Raw genomic sequence first — 17,229 nt, 5'->3', positions numbered from 1 at the left:
CGACAATTAAGAAAGCCTTGTGGGATTAGTTTTCCTGCTGACGGATCCGACGCATGGATCGCTGGATCCGGCTGTCTTCCCTCTGCATATCCAACAAGGTGTCCTCGATAAAGGCCAGGTGCTCATGACAAGCAGCCCTGGCCCGCTCCGGAGCCCCCGACAGGATAGCCTCGATCAGGCTCGCACGATGGCGACGGATCTTGGCGACCACTCCCGGACGGCGATTCAAAATTTCGTTATTGCGTAAAATGTTCTGCTCAAGCATGGGGCCCATGGCCCGCAACAGGTGCAGCAGCACCACGTTGTGGGAGGCCTCGGCCACGGCCAGATAGAACTGGGTCACGGCGGCCGATTCGACCACCAGCGAGCCTTGCTGACCGGCTTCTTCGATGGCGGCTTGCGCCAGGCGAATCCGTTCGAAATCAGCCTCGGTGCCCCGCAGCGCAGCATAGTAGGCACAGATGCCTTCCAGCGCGTGACGAAACTCCAGCAGGTCGTACTGGGCTTCCGGGTGAGTGCTGAGCAGTTCGAACAGGGGGTCGGCGATCCCCTTGCTCAGGGCATTTTGTACGTAAGTGCCACCGCCCTGACGACGATACAAGAGTCCTCTCGCTTCCAGGCGCTGGATGGCTTCGCGCAAGGAAGGGCGCGACACCTGAAACTGGATGGCGAGTTCCCGCTCGGGCGGCAACTTCTGGCCCGGCTGCAGGCTGCCTTCCAGAATCATGCTTTCCAGCTCGGCGACAATGGCGTCGGCCAGCTTGGGCTGAGTTATCTTGATATAGGGCATGAGGCTACTTTGTTAAATTGGTATTACCAATTTTATGGTTGGGGCGAAAATTAGCAGAGGGCTTGAAAAAAGTCCACCCAAAAGATGATCTGAATCAAGAAGCTCGGTTGCCACTTTGGGGGTAAAAACGCGGAATCATGATATAGCTCATAGAAAATGGTCTGACCAATATTTGTGAGCTTGCTCACCGATAACATTTATTCAACAGCATGAAAAATGGCTTGCCAGACAAGGCAAGCCATTGATTCTAAAAACAAAAAATAATTTTTAGATTTTTCACTCAAAGTGAAGCTTTTCCCGATAGCGAGGCCATTCGAAACTGTCACCCGGATCCGTCTTGCGGCCCGGCGCGATGTCGCAGTGGCCGACAATACGGTCCGCCGTGATGGCGGGATAACGGTGAACAATCGCCCGGCTGAGGTCCGACAGCACCTCGTATTGCTTGTCGCTGTAGGGAAGCTCGTCGGTCCCTTCCAGTTCGATCCCGATGGAAAAATCGTTGCACGCCTCCCTCCCCTCCCAGCTCGAGACTCCCGCATGCCATGCCCTGGCGCCAAAAGGCACGTACTGTACCAGTTCCCCATCGCGGCGGATCAGGCAGTGGGCCGAGACCCTCAGTTGATGAATACCGGCGAAATAGGGGTGAGCACCGGGATCGAGGCGCCCCAGAAACAGATCGTCGATAAAGGGGCCACCAAACTGCCCGGGGGGCAGGCTGATGCCGTGTATCACCAGCAAGGAGACATCATCCGGGCTGAGCCTCTCATTGTGATGGGGGGAAGGCACCTTGCGGGCCTGCTCGCACCATCCTTCACGATCGATGGAAAACAGGGTTGTGGGTTGTGTCATCGTCTGCTCGACTCACAAATGGAAGCGATGTGCCTCTGGCGGGATGGGAAAACTGGGAACAAGTCTCTGAATTCATGGATAACGCTATGTTAGGCTGAGCCATTCACTCGCGCGATATGGGACACACTATGCACCCGATGGCACGCCGTCTCTGGCTGCTCGCCTGGCTCTCGCTGCTGGGTCTGCTGACCCTCTACTTTCATGGTCGTGAACAACCGTCGGTGACCGCCAGCGGCGATCTGCTACTCAAGGCCGATGCCAGCGGCCATTATCGTCTGGAGGGTGCCATCAACGACCAGCCGGTGCAACTGCTGCTGGACACAGGAGCAACCCGGGTGACCATACCGAGCCAGGTGGCCGCCCGGCTCGGCCTCGTCGCCACGGGCCGCAGCCGGGTCAACACGGCAGCCGGAGAGATCCAGGTCGAAACTGGCCGGATCGAAAGTCTGGCGATGGGTCCGCTGACCCTGTACGATTTGTCCGTCTTTATCAATCCGGCTGCCGACGGGGAGGAGATCCTGGTGGGCATGAATGCCCTGGGCAGGCTGGAATTGCGCCAGAAAGACAGGCAATTGCTTCTCAGACCCTTGCAGGAATAAGGCATGTTACAACAGGACATCCGCCGCGCCGTGCGCGCCGCACTTCTCGAAGACTTGGGCGATGCCCTCACCGCGCTGGATCAACCGGATGCCAGCGCCGACATCACGGCCCAGCTGATCCCTGCCGATCGCATCTCGACCGCGCGAGTCATCACCCGCGAGGCGGGCGTATTTTGCGGCCAGCCCTGGGTCGACGAGGTGTTTGCCCAGCTCGGTGGCGAAGTGAAGGTCGAGTGGAAAGTGCAAGATGGTGAACGCCTTGCCCCCAATCAGGAGCTGTTCCGCCTCCATGGCCCCGCCCGCGTGCTGCTGACCGGCGAGCGCAACGCGCTGAACTTCGTGCAGACCCTTTCCGGGGTCGCCACCCTGACCGCCCGTTATGTGGCCGAGCTGGAAGGCACTGACTGCCGCCTCCTCGATACCCGCAAGACCCTGCCCGGCCTGCGCAGCGCCCAGAAGTATGCGGTCACCTGCGGGGGCGGCAAAAACCACCGTATCGGTCTGTTTGATGCCTACCTCATCAAGGAGAACCACATTCTCGCCTGCGGTGGCATCGCGGAAGCAATCAGCGAAGCGCGCCGTCTCAATCCGGACAAACCGGTGGAAGTCGAGGTCGAATCCCTGGCCGAGCTGGAGCAGGCCCTGGCCGCACGGGCCGACATCGTGATGCTGGACAACTTCGACATCCCCATGATGCAGGACGCTGTTCGCCTCAATCAGGGCAGAGCCAAGCTGGAAGTCTCCGGCAACGTCACCCTCGATACCCTTGCCGGATACGCCGCGACCGGGATCGACTTTATCTCGGTGGGAGCGCTGACCAAGCATGTGCGGGCACTGGATCTCTCCATGCGCTTTGTCGAGGCTTGAGCAAGCCCCATCCGTTGCTCGTGCCCAAAAATATTACAGGGCTCGAAACTTGCAAAAGGCGCCATCGGCGCCTTTTCTTTATGCAGGATCCCACGACATAAGGAGTGTGAAGATGGGCCCTCCCGCCTCATGACAAGTGCCAATGGAAGCCATTTAATCTTTGATTTTTCTACACATTTCACTAAATGACATAAAAGTGGCTAACAAGGTCCCCGCCTCTGTTGCCAACCCGAAGCGCTCGGATAAGATACCAGCGTGGATAGCATTCCACCGGTGCTTATCAGGAAACATGGAAAAAAGGATATTTCACATGAAAAGACAGTCAGGGTTTACGCTAATCGAATTGATGATCGTCGTTGCGATCGTCGCCATCCTCGCCGCCATCGCCTTGCCGGCGTATCAGAGCTACACCAAACGCGCCAAGTTTTCGGAGGTTATTGCAGCAACCGGCCCAGCCAAGACGGCTTATGAAGTTTGCGTTCAAGGTTCAACAGAGACTGTTCGAGCTACGTTAATTGCTAATTGCGCACTGGCAGCAACGAATGCAGTTTCAGGTTCTTTTAACACTGCCAACGTGACATCTGTAGTCGCAAGTGCTGCCGCCATTACAGCCACAGGAGATGCCACGGTATTTGAGGGTTACACCCCTGCGACTTACGAAATATCTGTCTCCAATGCAGCGACTCTCGATGCAGGGGATCAGGTGATCTGGAAAATATCCGGAGCATGTAAAACAAACGGCCTCTGCTAACGCATGACCTCTAGCCTTAATAGCGGCCTGGCCACCAGCCTGGCCGCTTCCTCCCTCCTCAGTGAGCCGGACTCACAGCGCTATCTGAGCCAGGCCAGGGCGCAGCGCAAGCCCTTTGTCACCTTCCTGATTGAAAACGACATCCTCGACAGCAAGGCCCTCGCCGACTTTTGCGAGCTTGAGTATGGGGTACCTCTGCTGGATCTGGCCGCCTTCGACCTGGCCGAGATCCCGCAGAAATACCTCAATCAAAAGCTGATTGAAAAACACCACGTCCTGCCCATCTACACCCAGGGGCATACCCTCTATATCGCCATGTCCGATCCGACCAACGTGTCGGCCCTGGAGGATTTCGGCTTCAGCTTCGGTCTGCACACGGAAGCCCTGCTGGTCGAGGAGAGCAAGCTGACCGCCGCCATCGGCAAGTTGATGGAGAGCGAGCAGGATACCCTCGGCATGGATCACATCGACGAGGCCGAGATCTCCGAGCTCGAGGTCTCCGACGAGAATTCCCGCCTCGATGAGAGCGTCAACACCGCGGACGATGACGCCCCCATCGTCAAATACATCCACAAGATCATGATGGATGCCATCAAGCGCGGGGCCTCCGACCTGCATTTCGAACCCTACGAGACCAAGTACCGGATCCGCTTTCGGGTAGACGGCATACTGCACGAAGTCGCCACGCCGCCGGTCAACCTGGCCAACCGCTTCGCGGCTCGCCTCAAGGTGATGGCGCGGCTCGACATTGCCGAACGGCGCCTGCCCCAGGATGGCCGGATCAAACTCAAGATCTCACGCAACAGATCCATGGACATGCGGGTCAACACCCTGCCCACCATGTGGGGCGAAAAGATCGTGATCCGGTTGCTGGACTCCTCGGCCGCCCGGCTCAATATCGATCAACTCGGCTTTGACGACCGGCAGAAGACGCAATACCTGCACGCCCTCTCCAAACCTCAGGGCATGATCCTGGTGACCGGCCCGACGGGGTCAGGCAAGACGGTCTCACTCTATACCGGCCTCAACATCCTCAACACCAGCGAGGTCAATATCTCCACCGCCGAAGATCCGGTCGAGATAAACCTGCCCGGCGTCAACCAGGTGCAGATCAATCCCAAGGCGGGGCTCACCTTCGCCAGCGCCCTGCGCTCCTTCCTGCGCCAGGATCCCGACATCGTCATGGTGGGGGAGATACGGGATTTGGAAACCGCCGAGATTGCTATCAAGGCCGCCCAGACCGGTCACCTGGTGCTCTCCACCCTGCACACCAACTCGGCGGCAGAAACGCTCACCCGGATGATGAACATGGGGGTGCCGGCCTTCAACATCGCCTCTTCGGTCACCCTCATCATGGCCCAGCGCCTTGCCCGCAAACTCTGCGATCACTGCAAGGCGCCGGAAGTGGTGCCGGAAGCCGAGTTGCTGGAGCTGGGCTTCACCCAGCAGCAACTGGCCGCCGGGTTGCGGCTGTTCAAGCCCGTGGGATGCAAGGAGTGCTCGGGAGGCTACAGAGGCCGGGTCGGCATCTATGAGATCATGCTGATGTCCGACAACATCGCCAAACTCATCATGCAGGGAGCCAACTCGCTGCAGATTGCCGCGATAGCCCAAAAGGAAGGGATGCGCACCCTGCGCACATCCGGCCTCGAGAAAGCGCGTCTTGGCGTCACCAGTCTGGCCGAAATCAACAGGATCACCACCAACTGAGTTCGCAGTGCCCGAGTCATCTCGCCGGGTGAAGCCGCTGCCATCACCCCGATGACCTTCTTCAAGCCAAGATGAGCCGGACAGGCAGCAGCATCCGGCCACCGTCGCCCAATTGCAGGATGCAGTGATGGCCACATTAGCTCAAAAACGCAACGCACCGAAAAAAGTCTTCTCCTACCGCTGGCACGGCGTCAACCGCAAGGGACAGAAGGTCTCAGGCGAGCTGCAAGCCGACAGCATCACCACCGTCAAGGCCGAGCTGCGCAAGCAGGGCGTCAACGTCACCAGGGTCAGCAAGCAGAGCCAGGGGCTCTTCTCCAAGGGCGGCGCCAAGATCAAGCCGATGGACATCGCCGTCATCTCCCGCCAGATCACCACCATGCTCTCCGCCGGCGTGCCTCTGGTGCAGAGTCTTCAGATCATTGCCCGCGGCCACGAGAAAGCGGCGGTGCGCGAGCTCATCGGCCAGATCGCCGCCGATGTGGAAACGGGCACCCCGCTCTCGGAGGCGTTGCGCCGCCATCCCCGCCACTTCGACGACCTCTATTGCGACCTGGTCGAGGCCGGGGAGCAATCCGGTGCCCTGGAGACCATCTACGACCGTATCGCCATCTACCGCGAGAAGAACGAAGCCCTCAAATCCAAGATCAAGAAGGCCATGTTCTATCCGTCCATGGTCATTCTGGTGGCCATCGTCGTCACCTCCATCCTGCTGCTCTTCGTCATTCCCCAGTTCGAGGATATCTTCAAGAGCTTCGGTGCCGAGCTGCCTGCCTTCACCCGGTTCGTCATCGCCATCTCCCGCTTCATGCAGGAGTGGTGGTACGCCATCTTTGGCGGCGCTGCTCTCGCCGTCTTCCTCTATGTGCGGGCCTGGCGAAAATCCCAGAAGGTCAGGGACAACACGGACAAGTTCATCCTCACCATTCCCGTGGTGGGCAACATACTGCACAAGGCGGCCATGGCCCGTTTTGCCCGCACCCTCTCCACCACCTTCTCCGCCGGTATCCCGCTGGTGGATGCCCTGGTCTCGGCGGCCGGAGCATCCGGCAACTATGTCTATCGCACTGCGACCATGGCCATTCGCAACGAGGTGGTGGCCGGCATGCAGATCAACGTCGCCATGCGCACCGTGGATCTTTTCCCCGACATGGTGACCCAGATGGTGATGATCGGTGAGGAATCCGGCGCCATCGACGACATGCTCTCCAAGGTCGCCGCCATTTTCGAACAGGAGGTGGACGACATGGTCGACGGCCTCACCAGCCTGCTCGAACCCATCATCATGGTGGTGCTCGGGGTGCTGGTCGGCGGCATGGTCGTGGCCATGTACCTCCCCATCTTCAAGCTGGGCTCTGTGATACACTGACCCCCTCGACAGAGGGCCGGGCGGTGCATTTCCCCCGGCCATCTGCCATCCCCGTTCCCGACACAAGCGATTGATCTATGGTGCCTTTGATCGAACTGGCCCAGGGCTTGCCCTGGCTCTATCTCTCCTTGATTTTCCTTTTCTCCCTGATGGTGGGCAGCTTCCTGAACGTGGTGATCCATCGTCTGCCCATCATGATGGAGCGGACCTGGCATGCCGAATACAGCGACTATTTCGGTAACGATGAAGAGACTCCTCCTGCAACCGGACGATACAACCTCATGGTGCCTCGCTCCCGCTGCCCCCACTGCGACCACCCCATAGGGGCGCTGGAGAACATTCCCCTGTTGAGCTGGCTATGGCTCAGGGGGCGCTGCCGCAACTGCCACGCCCCCATTTCGGCTCGCTATCCCCTGGTCGAGCTGCTCACCGCACTGCTGTCGGTCTCGGTGGCAGCCGCGCTTGCCCCTGGCTGGGGCACCCTTGCTGCTCTGCTGCTCACCTGGACATTGGTCGCACTGACCTTCATCGACCTAGACAAGATGCTCTTGCCGGATCAGCTCACCCTGCCCCTGCTCTGGGGTGGCTTGCTGTTCAATCTGGCGGGCGGTTTCGTGCCCCTGGCCGATGCGGTGATCGGTACCATGGCGGGCTATCTGGTGCTCTGGAGCCTCTACTGGGCCTTCAAGCTGCTAACCGGCAAAGAGGGGATGGGGTACGGGGATTTCAAACTGCTGGCGGCGCTGGGCGCCTGGCTCGGCTGGCAAGCCTTGCCCATCGTGCTGCTGCTCTCTTCGCTGGCAGGCGCCATCATCGGCATCGGTCTCATCCTGCTGCGCAATCACCACCAGGGCAAACCCATTCCCTTTGGCCCCTATCTCGCCATCGCGGGCTGGATAACGCTGCTGTGGGGCGATAGCATCACCCGCTGGTATCTTGATGTTGTGCTCTAGCAAAAGGATCTCTGACCCATGTATGTAGTCGCAATCACAGGGGGAATCGGCAGCGGCAAGACCACGGTTGCCAACCGCTTTGCCGAGCTGGGCATCGAGGTGGTGGATGCGGACATCATCGCCCGTGAGGTGGTGGAGCCCGGCACCCCTGCTCTGGCTGCCATCGCCACCCATTTTGGCCCGGATGTCGTGACCCCCGATGGCCAGCTCGATCGCCGCCGGCTGCGAGAGCGGATCTTCACCGACTCGCAGGCCAAGGAGTGGATCAATGCCCTGCTCCATCCCCTCATCCGTAGCGAGATGCTGCGCCAGTGTGCGGCAACCCGCTCCCCCTACTGCCTGCTGGTCGTCCCCTTGCTGGTGGAAAACAGGCTCACTTCCCTCGCCGATCGGGTGCTGGTGATCGATGTGGACGAAGCGACGCAAATCGAGCGTACCTGCCGCCGCGATGGCGTCAGTCGGGAACAGGCCCAGGCGATACTGGCGTCCCAGGCGAGCCGCAGCGAGCGCCTGGCGATGGCCGACGACGTCCTGGACAACCAGAGTGGTACGAGTGAGACCATAGAGGAGCGAATTTTCGCCCTGCACCAGACATATCTGGCATTTGCCTCTCAACAAGCCCACCAACTGTGAGTACACTAGGCCGGTTTATGGCTGGCCAGGATTAGGCATGATTTACGATTTCCCCCTCAATGAAAAAAGCCGGACCTATCTTCGTCTGGAGTCCCTGTTTTCCCAGATCCGCGACAATCTGGAGAGTGACCAGTCCTGGGCACATATCGCCTTCTTCAAGGGGTTGTTCGATTTGCAGGAGTTGCTGGAGCGTGGTGACCTGCGTGCCGATCTCATCAAGGATCTGGAGCGCCTCGGCCAACGCCTGAGCCACTGGGCCAGTCTGCCTGACGTCGATCTCGAGCAGATCCAGCGGATGCAGCAGGAGAGCACCCAGCTCTCCCGCAACCTGCTGAACTCCCCGCGCCCCGGCGCCCGTCTGAAAGAGGATCGCCTGCTCGGCTCCATTCGTCAGCGCTTCTCCATTCCGGGTGGTCTGTGCGCCTTCGATGTGCCGCAACTGCACCACTGGCTGGCGACCCCGGCCGTCACCCGCCACCAGCAGATGCAGCAATGGCTGAGTGACATCACCCTGCTGATGAACGCCATCTCCCTGTTGCTGCGCCTGTGGCGCGAGTCGGGCAACTTCAGCGACCAGGTGGCCACCAACGGCTTCTTCCAGGATACCGCCGAAGGGGCTGAACTGATCCGCATCCGTCTGGCGGGCACCCAGCCCTGCTATCCGACCCTGAGCGGCCACAAGAACCGCTTCGCCCTGCGCTTCCTGCCGACGACGGAACAGCAGATAGGCGACGTCTCCTTCCAGCTTGCCTGTTGTTGAGGGGCGCCCCATGGTGACCAAGGTAAAGTGCCCGACCTGTCAGAGCGAGATCGAATGGGGTCCGCAGAGCCCGTTTCGCCCCTTCTGCAGCAAGCGCTGCCAGCTGATCGACCTCGGCGAGTGGGCGGATGAACAGAAGCGCATCCCGGGCGAGATCAACCCGGATCTGCTGCCCGATCCGGAACAGGGCGATCCCTGGCAATAAACACTTCACGATCAAAAAAGGGCCCTCAGGCCCTTTTTCGCTGGTATTGATTCCCTTTCAGGCAAGCGAGGCCTGCAACCGCGCGACGATGGGGCCGTTGGCATCCGGGAAGTGGTATTCGTGCAGCGAGGCCAGTGGTACCCAGCGGCACTCCTGTCCCTCCTTGCCAAAGGGCTCGCCGTGGAAACGGGTCACCTTCCAGATATCCAGCAAGACCTGCTTGTCGGGATAATCGTGGTGCAGCTCCATGAAGGGGGCACAATCCTGCACTCGGATCCCGATCTCTTCCCACAATTCCCTGTCCAGCGCGGTGAGCAGATCCTCCCCCGACTCCACCTTGCCACCGGGAAACTCCCAGCGATCCCCCTGATGGCGATCGGCTGAGCGTTTGGCGATGAAGATATCGCCCCGTTCGTTCTCGATGACGCCCACCGCCACCCAGATCCGTTTCTTCTGTTCCATCATTGTCCTCAGCGTAAACACGGCAAACGGGCGATCCAGGGGGCAAGCCGAATGGCCTGCTGATCCCCCCGGGCCCTGAAGAGATCCTGCCCGACATGCTCATTGCCCGGCGGCGCAACCTGCGGCCAGGGCACCGCACCGGGCGGAGTGAAACAACGATCGTGTACCCGCGCGCTCTGGCGCAGATAGCGCCATAAACAGTCCCGCAAGAACCACTGGTCGATGTTCGGTGTTTCCATGGTACTGGGCTGATAGCTCGCCATCAGCGGCGCAAGGGGAGGCAGCACACCGGCCACACCGCCCCACATGCCGGCCAGCACCAGATCGGTGTGGCTCCACCAGTCACGCATGATATGGAACCAGCGCCCCGATGCAAGCCAGTCATCGACCGCCAGCCGCTCCCGCAGATTCAGCACGGAGTCCGCATCGCGCACAAGAAAGCGCCCCACGCCGGGATCATTGGCGACCTGGAAGCGCCAGCAGAGGCGCTGACGCTGGGATTGGCCATCGGGCTGCACCTTTATCTCGGCGCCATGTTCCTGCAGGCAGGCCAGAAACCCCTGAGGGACACTGCCATCCACATAGAAGCGCACCCGCCAGCCAGGATAGAGGTAGGCTGCGGCCAGCACATTGTCGAGCGCTCCCCGCAAATAGCGGGGCTGTACTCCCCACAAGGAGAAGGCGATGACTGCCTGCTTCTCCCCCTGCTCCGCGAGCCAGTCATCCGGCCCCTCTGCCGGCAGCACCCACCCCGCGACAGGCTGCGAGACGGCCTCATCCTTGAGAGTCAGGGCACGGGTTCCCGCTTGTGCCGCTTCTTCATGGCGTCCTAGCTTGGCAAGGGAAGTGCAAAGCCCGTCATGGACCAGATAATCATCCGGCTCGCGCCGCACCAGTTCGACCAGGTGCATCACGGCCCGCTCATGCTGATCGGAGCGCGAGAGGCAGACACAGAGATTGCGCAGCACCTCAGTGTTATCGGGCGCGGACCGGTACGCCAGCGTCAGCACCTGTGCCGCCGAAGCGGGATCGCCGGACAAAAATAGGTAATAGGCAAACTGCAGTTGCAGGGGAACGGATTTGTTCGTCTCTGCGTTCAGCCTGCTCAGCACACAACGGATCGCCTCCTGGCGTCTCTCCTGCAGCCAGTGCCCATGTGCCTCCCCATCCCATCCCGCCGGCAATCTGCTCATCGTCCCCTCCTTGGTCCGAAAATGAATACACCGCCCGGAGGCGGTGTATTCATCATGGCAGGGTGTCAGGTCAGCTGACCGTGACAGTGCTTGTATTTTTTACCCGAACCACAGGGGCAGGGATCGTTGCGCCCGATCTTCTGCTCGTCGCGCACGAAGGTGGTATGGCCCTCGGCCCCACCCGTATCCTCGTCAGCCAGCTGGTTTTCGGCCGTGGCATGGGTGTAGGTACGGGGAGCGGCTTCGGCCTGCTGGCGCTGCTGCTCTTCCATCGCCTCCACATCCCGCTCCTGCACCTGTACTCGGCTCAGGATGCTGACCACGTCGCGCTTGAGGGTTTCCAGCATCTGGGTGAACAGATCGAAGGATTCGCGCTTGTACTCCTGCTTGGGGTTCTTCTGGGCGTAGCCGCGCAGATGGATGCCCTGACGCAGGTGATCCATGGCCGCCAGGTGCTCTTTCCACAGACCATCCAGCGTTTGCAGCATCACCGCCTTCTCGAAGTTGCGCAGCACCTCCTTGCCGACCAGCTCTTCCTTGTGGGCATAGAGCTTGGTGGCTTCATCCAGGATACGTTCGCGCAGCTTCTCTTCATACAGCTTGTCGTCTTCCGCCAGCCACTGCTGCAGCGGCAGATCCAGGGCGAAATCGGACTTCAGACGCGCTTCCAGACCCGGTACGTCCCACATCTCTTCCAGGGACTGGGGCGGGATGTACTCGTCGATGATAGCGCCGTAGACGTCGTCACGGATGACGTGAATAGTCTCGGAGATGTCGTTGGTGTCCAGCAGTTCGTTGCGCTGCTCGTAGACCACCTTGCGCTGATCGTTGGCCACGTCGTCGAACTCGAGCAGGTTTTTACGGATGTCGAAGTTGCGACCTTCCACCTTGCGCTGGGCATTCTCGATGGCCTTGGTTACCCAGGGATGCTCAATGGCCTCGCCCTCTTCCATGCCCAGCTTCTTCATCATGCCGGTCACGCGGTCGGAGGCGAAGATCCGCATCAGGGTATCTTCCATGGAGAGGTAGAAGCGGGAGGAACCCGGATCACCCTGACGACCGGAACGGCCGCGCAGCTGGTTATCGATACGACGGGATTCGTGACGCTCGGTACCGATGATGTGCAGGCCACCGGCCGCCAGCACTTCGTCATGACGCACCTGCCAGGCCGCTTTCAGCTCGGCAATCTGCTCGCTTGACGGGTTTTCCAGCTGGGCGATCTCCGCCTGCCAGTTGCCGCCCAGCACGATGTCGGTACCACGACCGGCCATGTTGGTGGCGATGGTGACGGCGCCGGTCTGGCCGGCCTGGGCGACGATCTCCGCTTCCATGGCATGGAACTTGGCGTTCAGTACCTTGTGCGGGATATTTTCCTTGGTCAGGATGCCGGAGAGCAGCTCGGAGTTCTCGATGGAGACGGTACCGACCAGCACGGGCTGGCCGCGTTTCACGCACTCGCGAATGTCCTGCACGATGGCCGCGTATTTCTCCTGGGCGGTCAGGTAGACGAGATCGCCCATGTCCTTGCGCACCATCGGCTTGTTGGTCGGGATGACCACGGTATCCAGGCCATAGATCTGCTGGAATTCAAAGGCTTCGGTATCCGCAGTACCGGTCATGCCTGCCAGCTTGTCGTACAGACGGAAGTAGTTCTGGAAGGTGATGGAGGCCAGGGTCTGGTTCTCGTTCTGGATCTTGACCCCTTCCTTCGCCTCGACCGCCTGGTGCAGACCGTCTGACCAGCGACGACCCGGCATGGTGCGGCCGGTGTGCTCGTCGACGATGACGATCTCGTCCTTCTGGACGATATAGTCGACGTTGCGCTCGAACAGGGTGTGCGCACGCAGGCCGGCATTGACGTGATGCAGCAGGCTGATGTTGGTGGCGGAGAACAGGGAGTCATCCTCGGCCAGCAGTCCCTCTTTCTTGAGCAGCTCTTCCACGAAGATCTGGCCGTTTTCGGTCAGCAGCGCCTGGCGGTTCTTCTCGTCTACCGTGTAGTGGCCGTCGCCGGTGTACTCCTCGGAGTCTTCCTTGTCCTGCTTGACCAGCAGGGGGATCAACTTGTTGATCTGGGTGTACATGGCGGAGCTGTCTTCCGCCGGACCGGAGATGATGAGCGGGGTGCGGGCTTCATCGATGAGCACCGAGTCCACCTCATCCACCAGCGCGTAGTTGAGCGGACGCTGTACGCGCTGCTCCGGCGAGAATGCCATGTTGTCGCGCAGGTAGTCGAAACCGAATTCGTTGTTGGTACCGTAGGTGATGTCGGCAGCGTAGGCATCGCGCTTCTGGGACGCATCCATGCCGGGCACGTTGCAGTCCACTGTCATGCCGAGGAAGGCGAACAGCGGGCGGTTGGCTTCCGCATCACGCTTGGCCAGATAGTCGTTCACCGTCACGACGTGCACACCGCGGCCGGTGAGGGCGTTCAGGTAGGCCGGCAGGGTGGCCGTCAGGGTTTTACCTTCACCTGTCTTCATTTCGGCAATGCGGTTGGAGTTCAGCACCATGCCGCCGATCAGCTGGACGTCGAAGTGACGCATGCCGAACACACGGCGGGAGGCTTCACGGACGGTGGCGAACGCTTCCGGCAGCAACTGCTCCAGTGTTTCGCCCTGCTCCAGACGCTGACGGTACTCGGCGGTCTTCGCCTGCAGTTCCTGATCGGACAGTGCCTCGAACTGAGGCTCCATCGCATTGATTTGTTTTACAATTTTGCGCAAAGCCTTGAGCGTTCTGTCGTTCCGGCTGCCGATAATCTTGGTGAGCAGTGTGCTAATCATGGGTACCAACTGTTTTGGTTATATAAGCGTTCCGTCACTGGAACCTGAAGAAAAAACCTAACCCCGTCTGGCATTCAGAAAGCGCGCGGGGTTGACCTGACGACCATCTTTCAACACTTCGTAATGCAAATGAACTCCGGTTGCACGACCGGTTCGCCCCATCAGGGCAATCTTCTGGCCCTCATCGACCAGGGTGCCCACATCCACCAGTAACTTGGAATTGTGGGCATAGCGGGTGACCAGACCATTGCCATGGTCAATCTCCACCATGTTGCCAAACTCCGGATGGCGCCCCGCCCAGCTGACAATCCCCTTGCCTGTCGCCAGGATGGGGGTGCCGGGCCTGCCGCGGAAATCCACTCCTTTGTGCATCTTGGCGCGACCGTTGAACGGATCGACCCGCCCACCGAAACCGGAGGAGATCCAGACACGCTCCTGCTTCACCGGTGAGCCGGGGATGAAACCCGCATCGGTGATATGGTGGTTCATGATGAAGGATTCAAGTACCGACAGCTGTTCTTCGCGGCTGCTGAGCTGACGGCTGAGGTGTTCCATGGAATCTTGCAGTTCACCCAGGCTGACTTCCAGGTCTGCATCATAGGAAGGGCCGCCCATCGGGGGCAGCTCCTTGAAGTTGAACTCCTCGGGATCGAGGTCCGCCTTCTCGGTCAGGCGCTCGCCGAGGGCGTTGAGGCGACCCAGTTGTCCCTGCATGGTGCCCACCTGGGCGGCCAGCATGGCAAGCTGTTCGCGGGCTTCATCGGCCCCTTGCGTGGATTTTTGCTGCTGCGCCAGGGTCAGCGCCACTTCCAGCGCCTCCATTTTCTGCTGCCAGCTCTGCCAGAGCCAGCCGCCCCCCAAGGCCAATACAGTGAAGAGAATACCGCCGACCCAGGCCAGACGTTGTTTGGGTAAGTGCAACCTGCGGCGCTGCTTACCGTGGAGGATCAGGGTAATGCTCATAGAAATCTGTCTTCTCGGTCAGGTGAGGCCAAGGGCCTGCACGGGCAATAAAACCGGGAGATAATCGGTATTAAAGGATGGAATAAACAAATGACAGGACGTCGGTGCGGAGAGATGACCGACGTCCTGTTGCACAGCTATCAGGCCAGAACCAGACCGTTGTCGTAGTAAGCGATAGGCGCTTTGTCGCCCTCACCCTCGAAAGTCACCAGTTCCCAGGCCTCCTGCTGGGCCAGCAGGGCACGCAGCAGCTTGTTGTTCAGGGCATGGCCCGTCTTGTAGGCACGGAATTCACCGATGATACTGCGATTGCACATGTACAGATCGCCGATGGCATCCAGCATCTTGTGCTTCACGAACTCGTCTTCGTAGCGCAGACCATCTTCGTTCAGCACCCGGTAGTCATCCAGCACCACGGCGTTTTCCAGGCTGCCGCCCAGTGCCAGATTCTGGGAACGCAGGTACTCGATATCACGCATGAAGCCGAAGGTACGGGCACGGCTGATCTCTTTCACGAAGGAGCTGCCGGAGAAGTCCAGCACGCAACGCTGGTTGCGGCCTTCAAACACCGGATGCTGGAAATCGATCTCGAGATCCATCTTGAAGCCGTTGCGATAGGGGTGGAATTCCGCCCACTTGTCGCCGTCTTCAACCCGGATGCTCTGCTTGATCCGCACGAACTGCTTGGGCGCGTTCTGTTCACGAATACCCACTTCCTGCAGCAGATAGATGAACGGATGCGCACTGCCGTCCATTACCGGGATCTCGGGGGCATCAACCTCGACATAAAGGTTGTCGATCCCCATCCCGGCCAGAGCGGCAGACAGATGTTCGATGGTCGACACGCGAACACCGGCTTCGTTCACCAGAGCGGTACAAAGCACGGTATCACGCACCTGATCGGCGTTGGCTGGCAGCGCGACCACAGGATTCAGATCGGTACGCAAGTAAACGATCCCTGTGTTAACAGGCGCCGGACGGAACGTCATAGTGACTTTCCGGCCCGAATGCAGGCCCACACCGGTGGCCTGGACACTCGTTTTCAAGGTTCTTTGTCTAATCATGGGCGTATCCGCTTTAACAGCTCAAATTCCTGACCAGATGGTCGTTGCCGGGCCATCTTAGCACAATCCTTAAGCAACAAACAAACCAGAGCCATCAGAGGCTTAGTCTGCCTGCTTGCGCAGGAACGCAGGAATATCGAGATAATCAGGTTCGCGACGAGCTTGCGGCTCGGCGTTCACCACCTTGGCCGGGGCCTCTTCCATCACGCGAGACTGCAGGGCTTCGCTGATCAGGGGCTGACGGGCCGGACGCTCTTGAACCATGTTGTTCTTGACCAGGGTGATGTCGGGCTTGCGCTCGGCACCGATACCGGTCGCCACTACGGTAACGCGCAGTTCGTCGTGCATTTCCGGGTCGATTACGGTACCCACCACCACGGTAGCGTTCTCGGACGCGAAGGCCTTGACCGCGTTACCCACGGTCTCGAACTCTTCGATGGTCATGTCCATGCCGGCAGTGATGTTGACCAGGATGCCGCGGGCACCGGCCAGATCCACGTCTTCCAGCAGCGGGCTGGAGATGGCCTTCTCGGCCGCTTCTTCGGCACGGTCGTCACCGGAGGCGGAGCCGGTACCCATCATGGCTGTACCCATCTCGCGCATCACGGTACGTACGTCCGCGAAGTCGACGTTGATGAGGCCCGGGCGGGTGATCAGCTCGGCGATGCCCTGTACTGCACCCAGCAGCACGTCGTTGGCCGCCTTGAAGGCGTCCAGCAGGGAGATGCCGCGACCCAGTACCTTCAGCAACTTGTCGTTGGGGATGGTGATCAGGGAGTCGACGTTCTTGGAGAGCTCTTCGATGCCGTGAGCGGCGAAGCCCATCCGCTTCTTCCCTTCGAAGGAGAACGGCTTGGTCACGACGGCAACGGTCAGGATACCCATCTCGCGGGCCACTTCGGCCACGATCGGGGCAGCGCCGGTGCCGGTACCACCACCCATGCCGGCAGCGATGAACACCATGTCGGAACCGGTCAGCAGCTCGCGCAGCGCTTCCCTGTCTTCCATGGCGGCGTCACGACCCACTTCCGGGTTGGCCCCGGCACCCAGACCCTTGGTGATGCCACCGCCGATCTGCAGGGTGGTATTGGCGCTGGAGTTACGCAGTGCCTGGGCGTCGGTGTTCACGGTGATGAACTCGACACCTTCGATGTTTTGACGAACCATGTGCTCGACTGCGTTGCCGCCGCCGCCACCCACACCTATCACCTTGATGACGGCTTCGTCAGTGTGGCTATCCATAAATTCAAACATGTTGTCTCTCCGCTTTATTTG

General features: G+C 60.0%; 17 protein-coding genes. 9 read left to right on the top strand and 8 right to left on the bottom strand.

Going from position 1 to position 17,229, the window contains the following annotated elements:
- Positions 1-25: 25 nt before the first annotated feature.
- The gene (pdhR, locus tag C2U37_RS10050) at positions 26-790 is read right to left on the bottom strand and encodes a pyruvate dehydrogenase complex transcriptional repressor PdhR (protein ID WP_010675815.1); all 765 of its coding nucleotides are present in this window, start codon (positions 788-790) and stop codon (positions 26-28) included.
- 276 nt (positions 791-1,066) lie between these two features.
- A complete protein-coding gene (ampD, locus tag C2U37_RS10045; RefSeq protein WP_102949050.1) occupies positions 1,067-1,639 on the bottom strand; it encodes a 1,6-anhydro-N-acetylmuramyl-L-alanine amidase AmpD in 573 nt (190 codons plus the stop codon).
- A 128-nt stretch (positions 1,640-1,767) separates the two neighbouring features.
- Between ampD and C2U37_RS10040 the strand changes: the two genes are divergently transcribed.
- The 9 genes from C2U37_RS10040 (at position 1,768) to yacG (ending at position 9,486) form a co-directional block, all read left to right on the top strand.
- The gene (locus tag C2U37_RS10040; RefSeq protein WP_104452204.1) at positions 1,768-2,238 is read left to right on the top strand and encodes a retropepsin-like aspartic protease family protein; all 471 of its coding nucleotides are present in this window, start codon (positions 1,768-1,770) and stop codon (positions 2,236-2,238) included.
- Positions 2,239-2,241: 3 nt separating this feature from the next.
- Positions 2,242-3,105: a carboxylating nicotinate-nucleotide diphosphorylase gene (gene nadC, locus C2U37_RS10035; RefSeq protein ID WP_041211785.1), complete on the top strand. Its 864-nt coding sequence runs from the start codon at positions 2,242-2,244 to the stop codon at positions 3,103-3,105.
- 310 nt (positions 3,106-3,415) lie between these two features.
- A complete protein-coding gene (locus C2U37_RS10030) occupies positions 3,416-3,856 on the top strand; it encodes a pilin (RefSeq protein ID WP_104452203.1) in 441 nt (146 codons plus the stop codon).
- Between the two features lie 3 nt (positions 3,857-3,859).
- The gene (tapB, locus tag C2U37_RS10025; RefSeq protein WP_104452202.1) at positions 3,860-5,566 is read left to right on the top strand and encodes a PilB family type IVa pilus assembly ATPase TapB; all 1,707 of its coding nucleotides are present in this window, start codon (positions 3,860-3,862) and stop codon (positions 5,564-5,566) included.
- A 127-nt stretch (positions 5,567-5,693) separates the two neighbouring features.
- Entirely contained in the window at positions 5,694-6,935 is a 1,242-nt protein-coding gene (locus tag C2U37_RS10020) for a type II secretion system F family protein (RefSeq protein WP_010675822.1), read from the top strand.
- A 77-nt stretch (positions 6,936-7,012) separates the two neighbouring features.
- Positions 7,013-7,888 (top strand): prepilin peptidase, encoded by an 876-nt coding sequence (locus tag C2U37_RS10015; RefSeq protein WP_104452201.1) that lies wholly within the window; start codon positions 7,013-7,015, stop codon positions 7,886-7,888.
- An 18-nt stretch (positions 7,889-7,906) separates the two neighbouring features.
- A complete protein-coding gene (gene coaE / locus C2U37_RS10010) occupies positions 7,907-8,521 on the top strand; it encodes a dephospho-CoA kinase (protein ID WP_104452200.1) in 615 nt (204 codons plus the stop codon).
- A gap of 37 nt (positions 8,522-8,558) precedes the next feature.
- Positions 8,559-9,281, top strand: a complete 723-nt coding sequence (zapD, locus tag C2U37_RS10005; protein WP_010675825.1) for a cell division protein ZapD — start codon at positions 8,559-8,561, stop codon at positions 9,279-9,281.
- A gap of 10 nt (positions 9,282-9,291) precedes the next feature.
- Positions 9,292-9,486 carry a DNA gyrase inhibitor YacG gene (yacG, locus tag C2U37_RS10000; RefSeq protein WP_039040499.1) on the top strand — a complete coding sequence of 65 codons (195 nt, stop codon included), beginning with the start codon at positions 9,292-9,294 and terminating at the stop codon, positions 9,484-9,486.
- Between the two features lie 57 nt (positions 9,487-9,543).
- Here yacG and mutT read toward each other — a convergent pair whose 3' ends face one another.
- From mutT to ftsZ, 6 genes are all read right to left on the bottom strand, one after another.
- Positions 9,544-9,948, bottom strand: a complete 405-nt coding sequence (mutT, locus tag C2U37_RS09995) for an 8-oxo-dGTP diphosphatase MutT (RefSeq protein ID WP_174213873.1) — start codon at positions 9,946-9,948, stop codon at positions 9,544-9,546.
- Between the two features lie 8 nt (positions 9,949-9,956).
- Positions 9,957-11,141 (bottom strand): tetratricopeptide repeat protein, encoded by a 1,185-nt coding sequence (locus C2U37_RS09990; RefSeq protein WP_104452199.1) that lies wholly within the window; start codon positions 11,139-11,141, stop codon positions 9,957-9,959.
- A gap of 65 nt (positions 11,142-11,206) precedes the next feature.
- On the bottom strand, positions 11,207-13,927 hold the full coding sequence (gene secA / locus C2U37_RS09985; RefSeq protein WP_041211791.1) for a preprotein translocase subunit SecA: 2,721 nt from the start codon (positions 13,925-13,927) through the stop codon (positions 11,207-11,209).
- Between the two features lie 57 nt (positions 13,928-13,984).
- Positions 13,985-14,890 (bottom strand): M23 family metallopeptidase, encoded by a 906-nt coding sequence (locus C2U37_RS09980; protein WP_039040495.1) that lies wholly within the window; start codon positions 14,888-14,890, stop codon positions 13,985-13,987.
- A 140-nt stretch (positions 14,891-15,030) separates the two neighbouring features.
- Entirely contained in the window at positions 15,031-15,954 is a 924-nt protein-coding gene (gene lpxC, locus C2U37_RS09975) for a UDP-3-O-acyl-N-acetylglucosamine deacetylase (protein ID WP_010675831.1), read from the bottom strand.
- Positions 15,955-16,056: 102 nt separating this feature from the next.
- Positions 16,057-17,208, bottom strand: a complete 1,152-nt coding sequence (ftsZ, locus tag C2U37_RS09970) for a cell division protein FtsZ (RefSeq protein ID WP_005305686.1) — start codon at positions 17,206-17,208, stop codon at positions 16,057-16,059.
- Between the last annotated feature and the right edge of the window lie 21 nt (positions 17,209-17,229).

The sequence above is a fragment of the Aeromonas sp. ASNIH1 genome, from assembly GCF_002934285.1.
Taxonomy (GTDB): domain Bacteria; phylum Pseudomonadota; class Gammaproteobacteria; order Enterobacterales; family Aeromonadaceae; genus Aeromonas; species Aeromonas caviae.
This window is presented reverse-complemented; position numbering and strand designations above follow the sequence as displayed.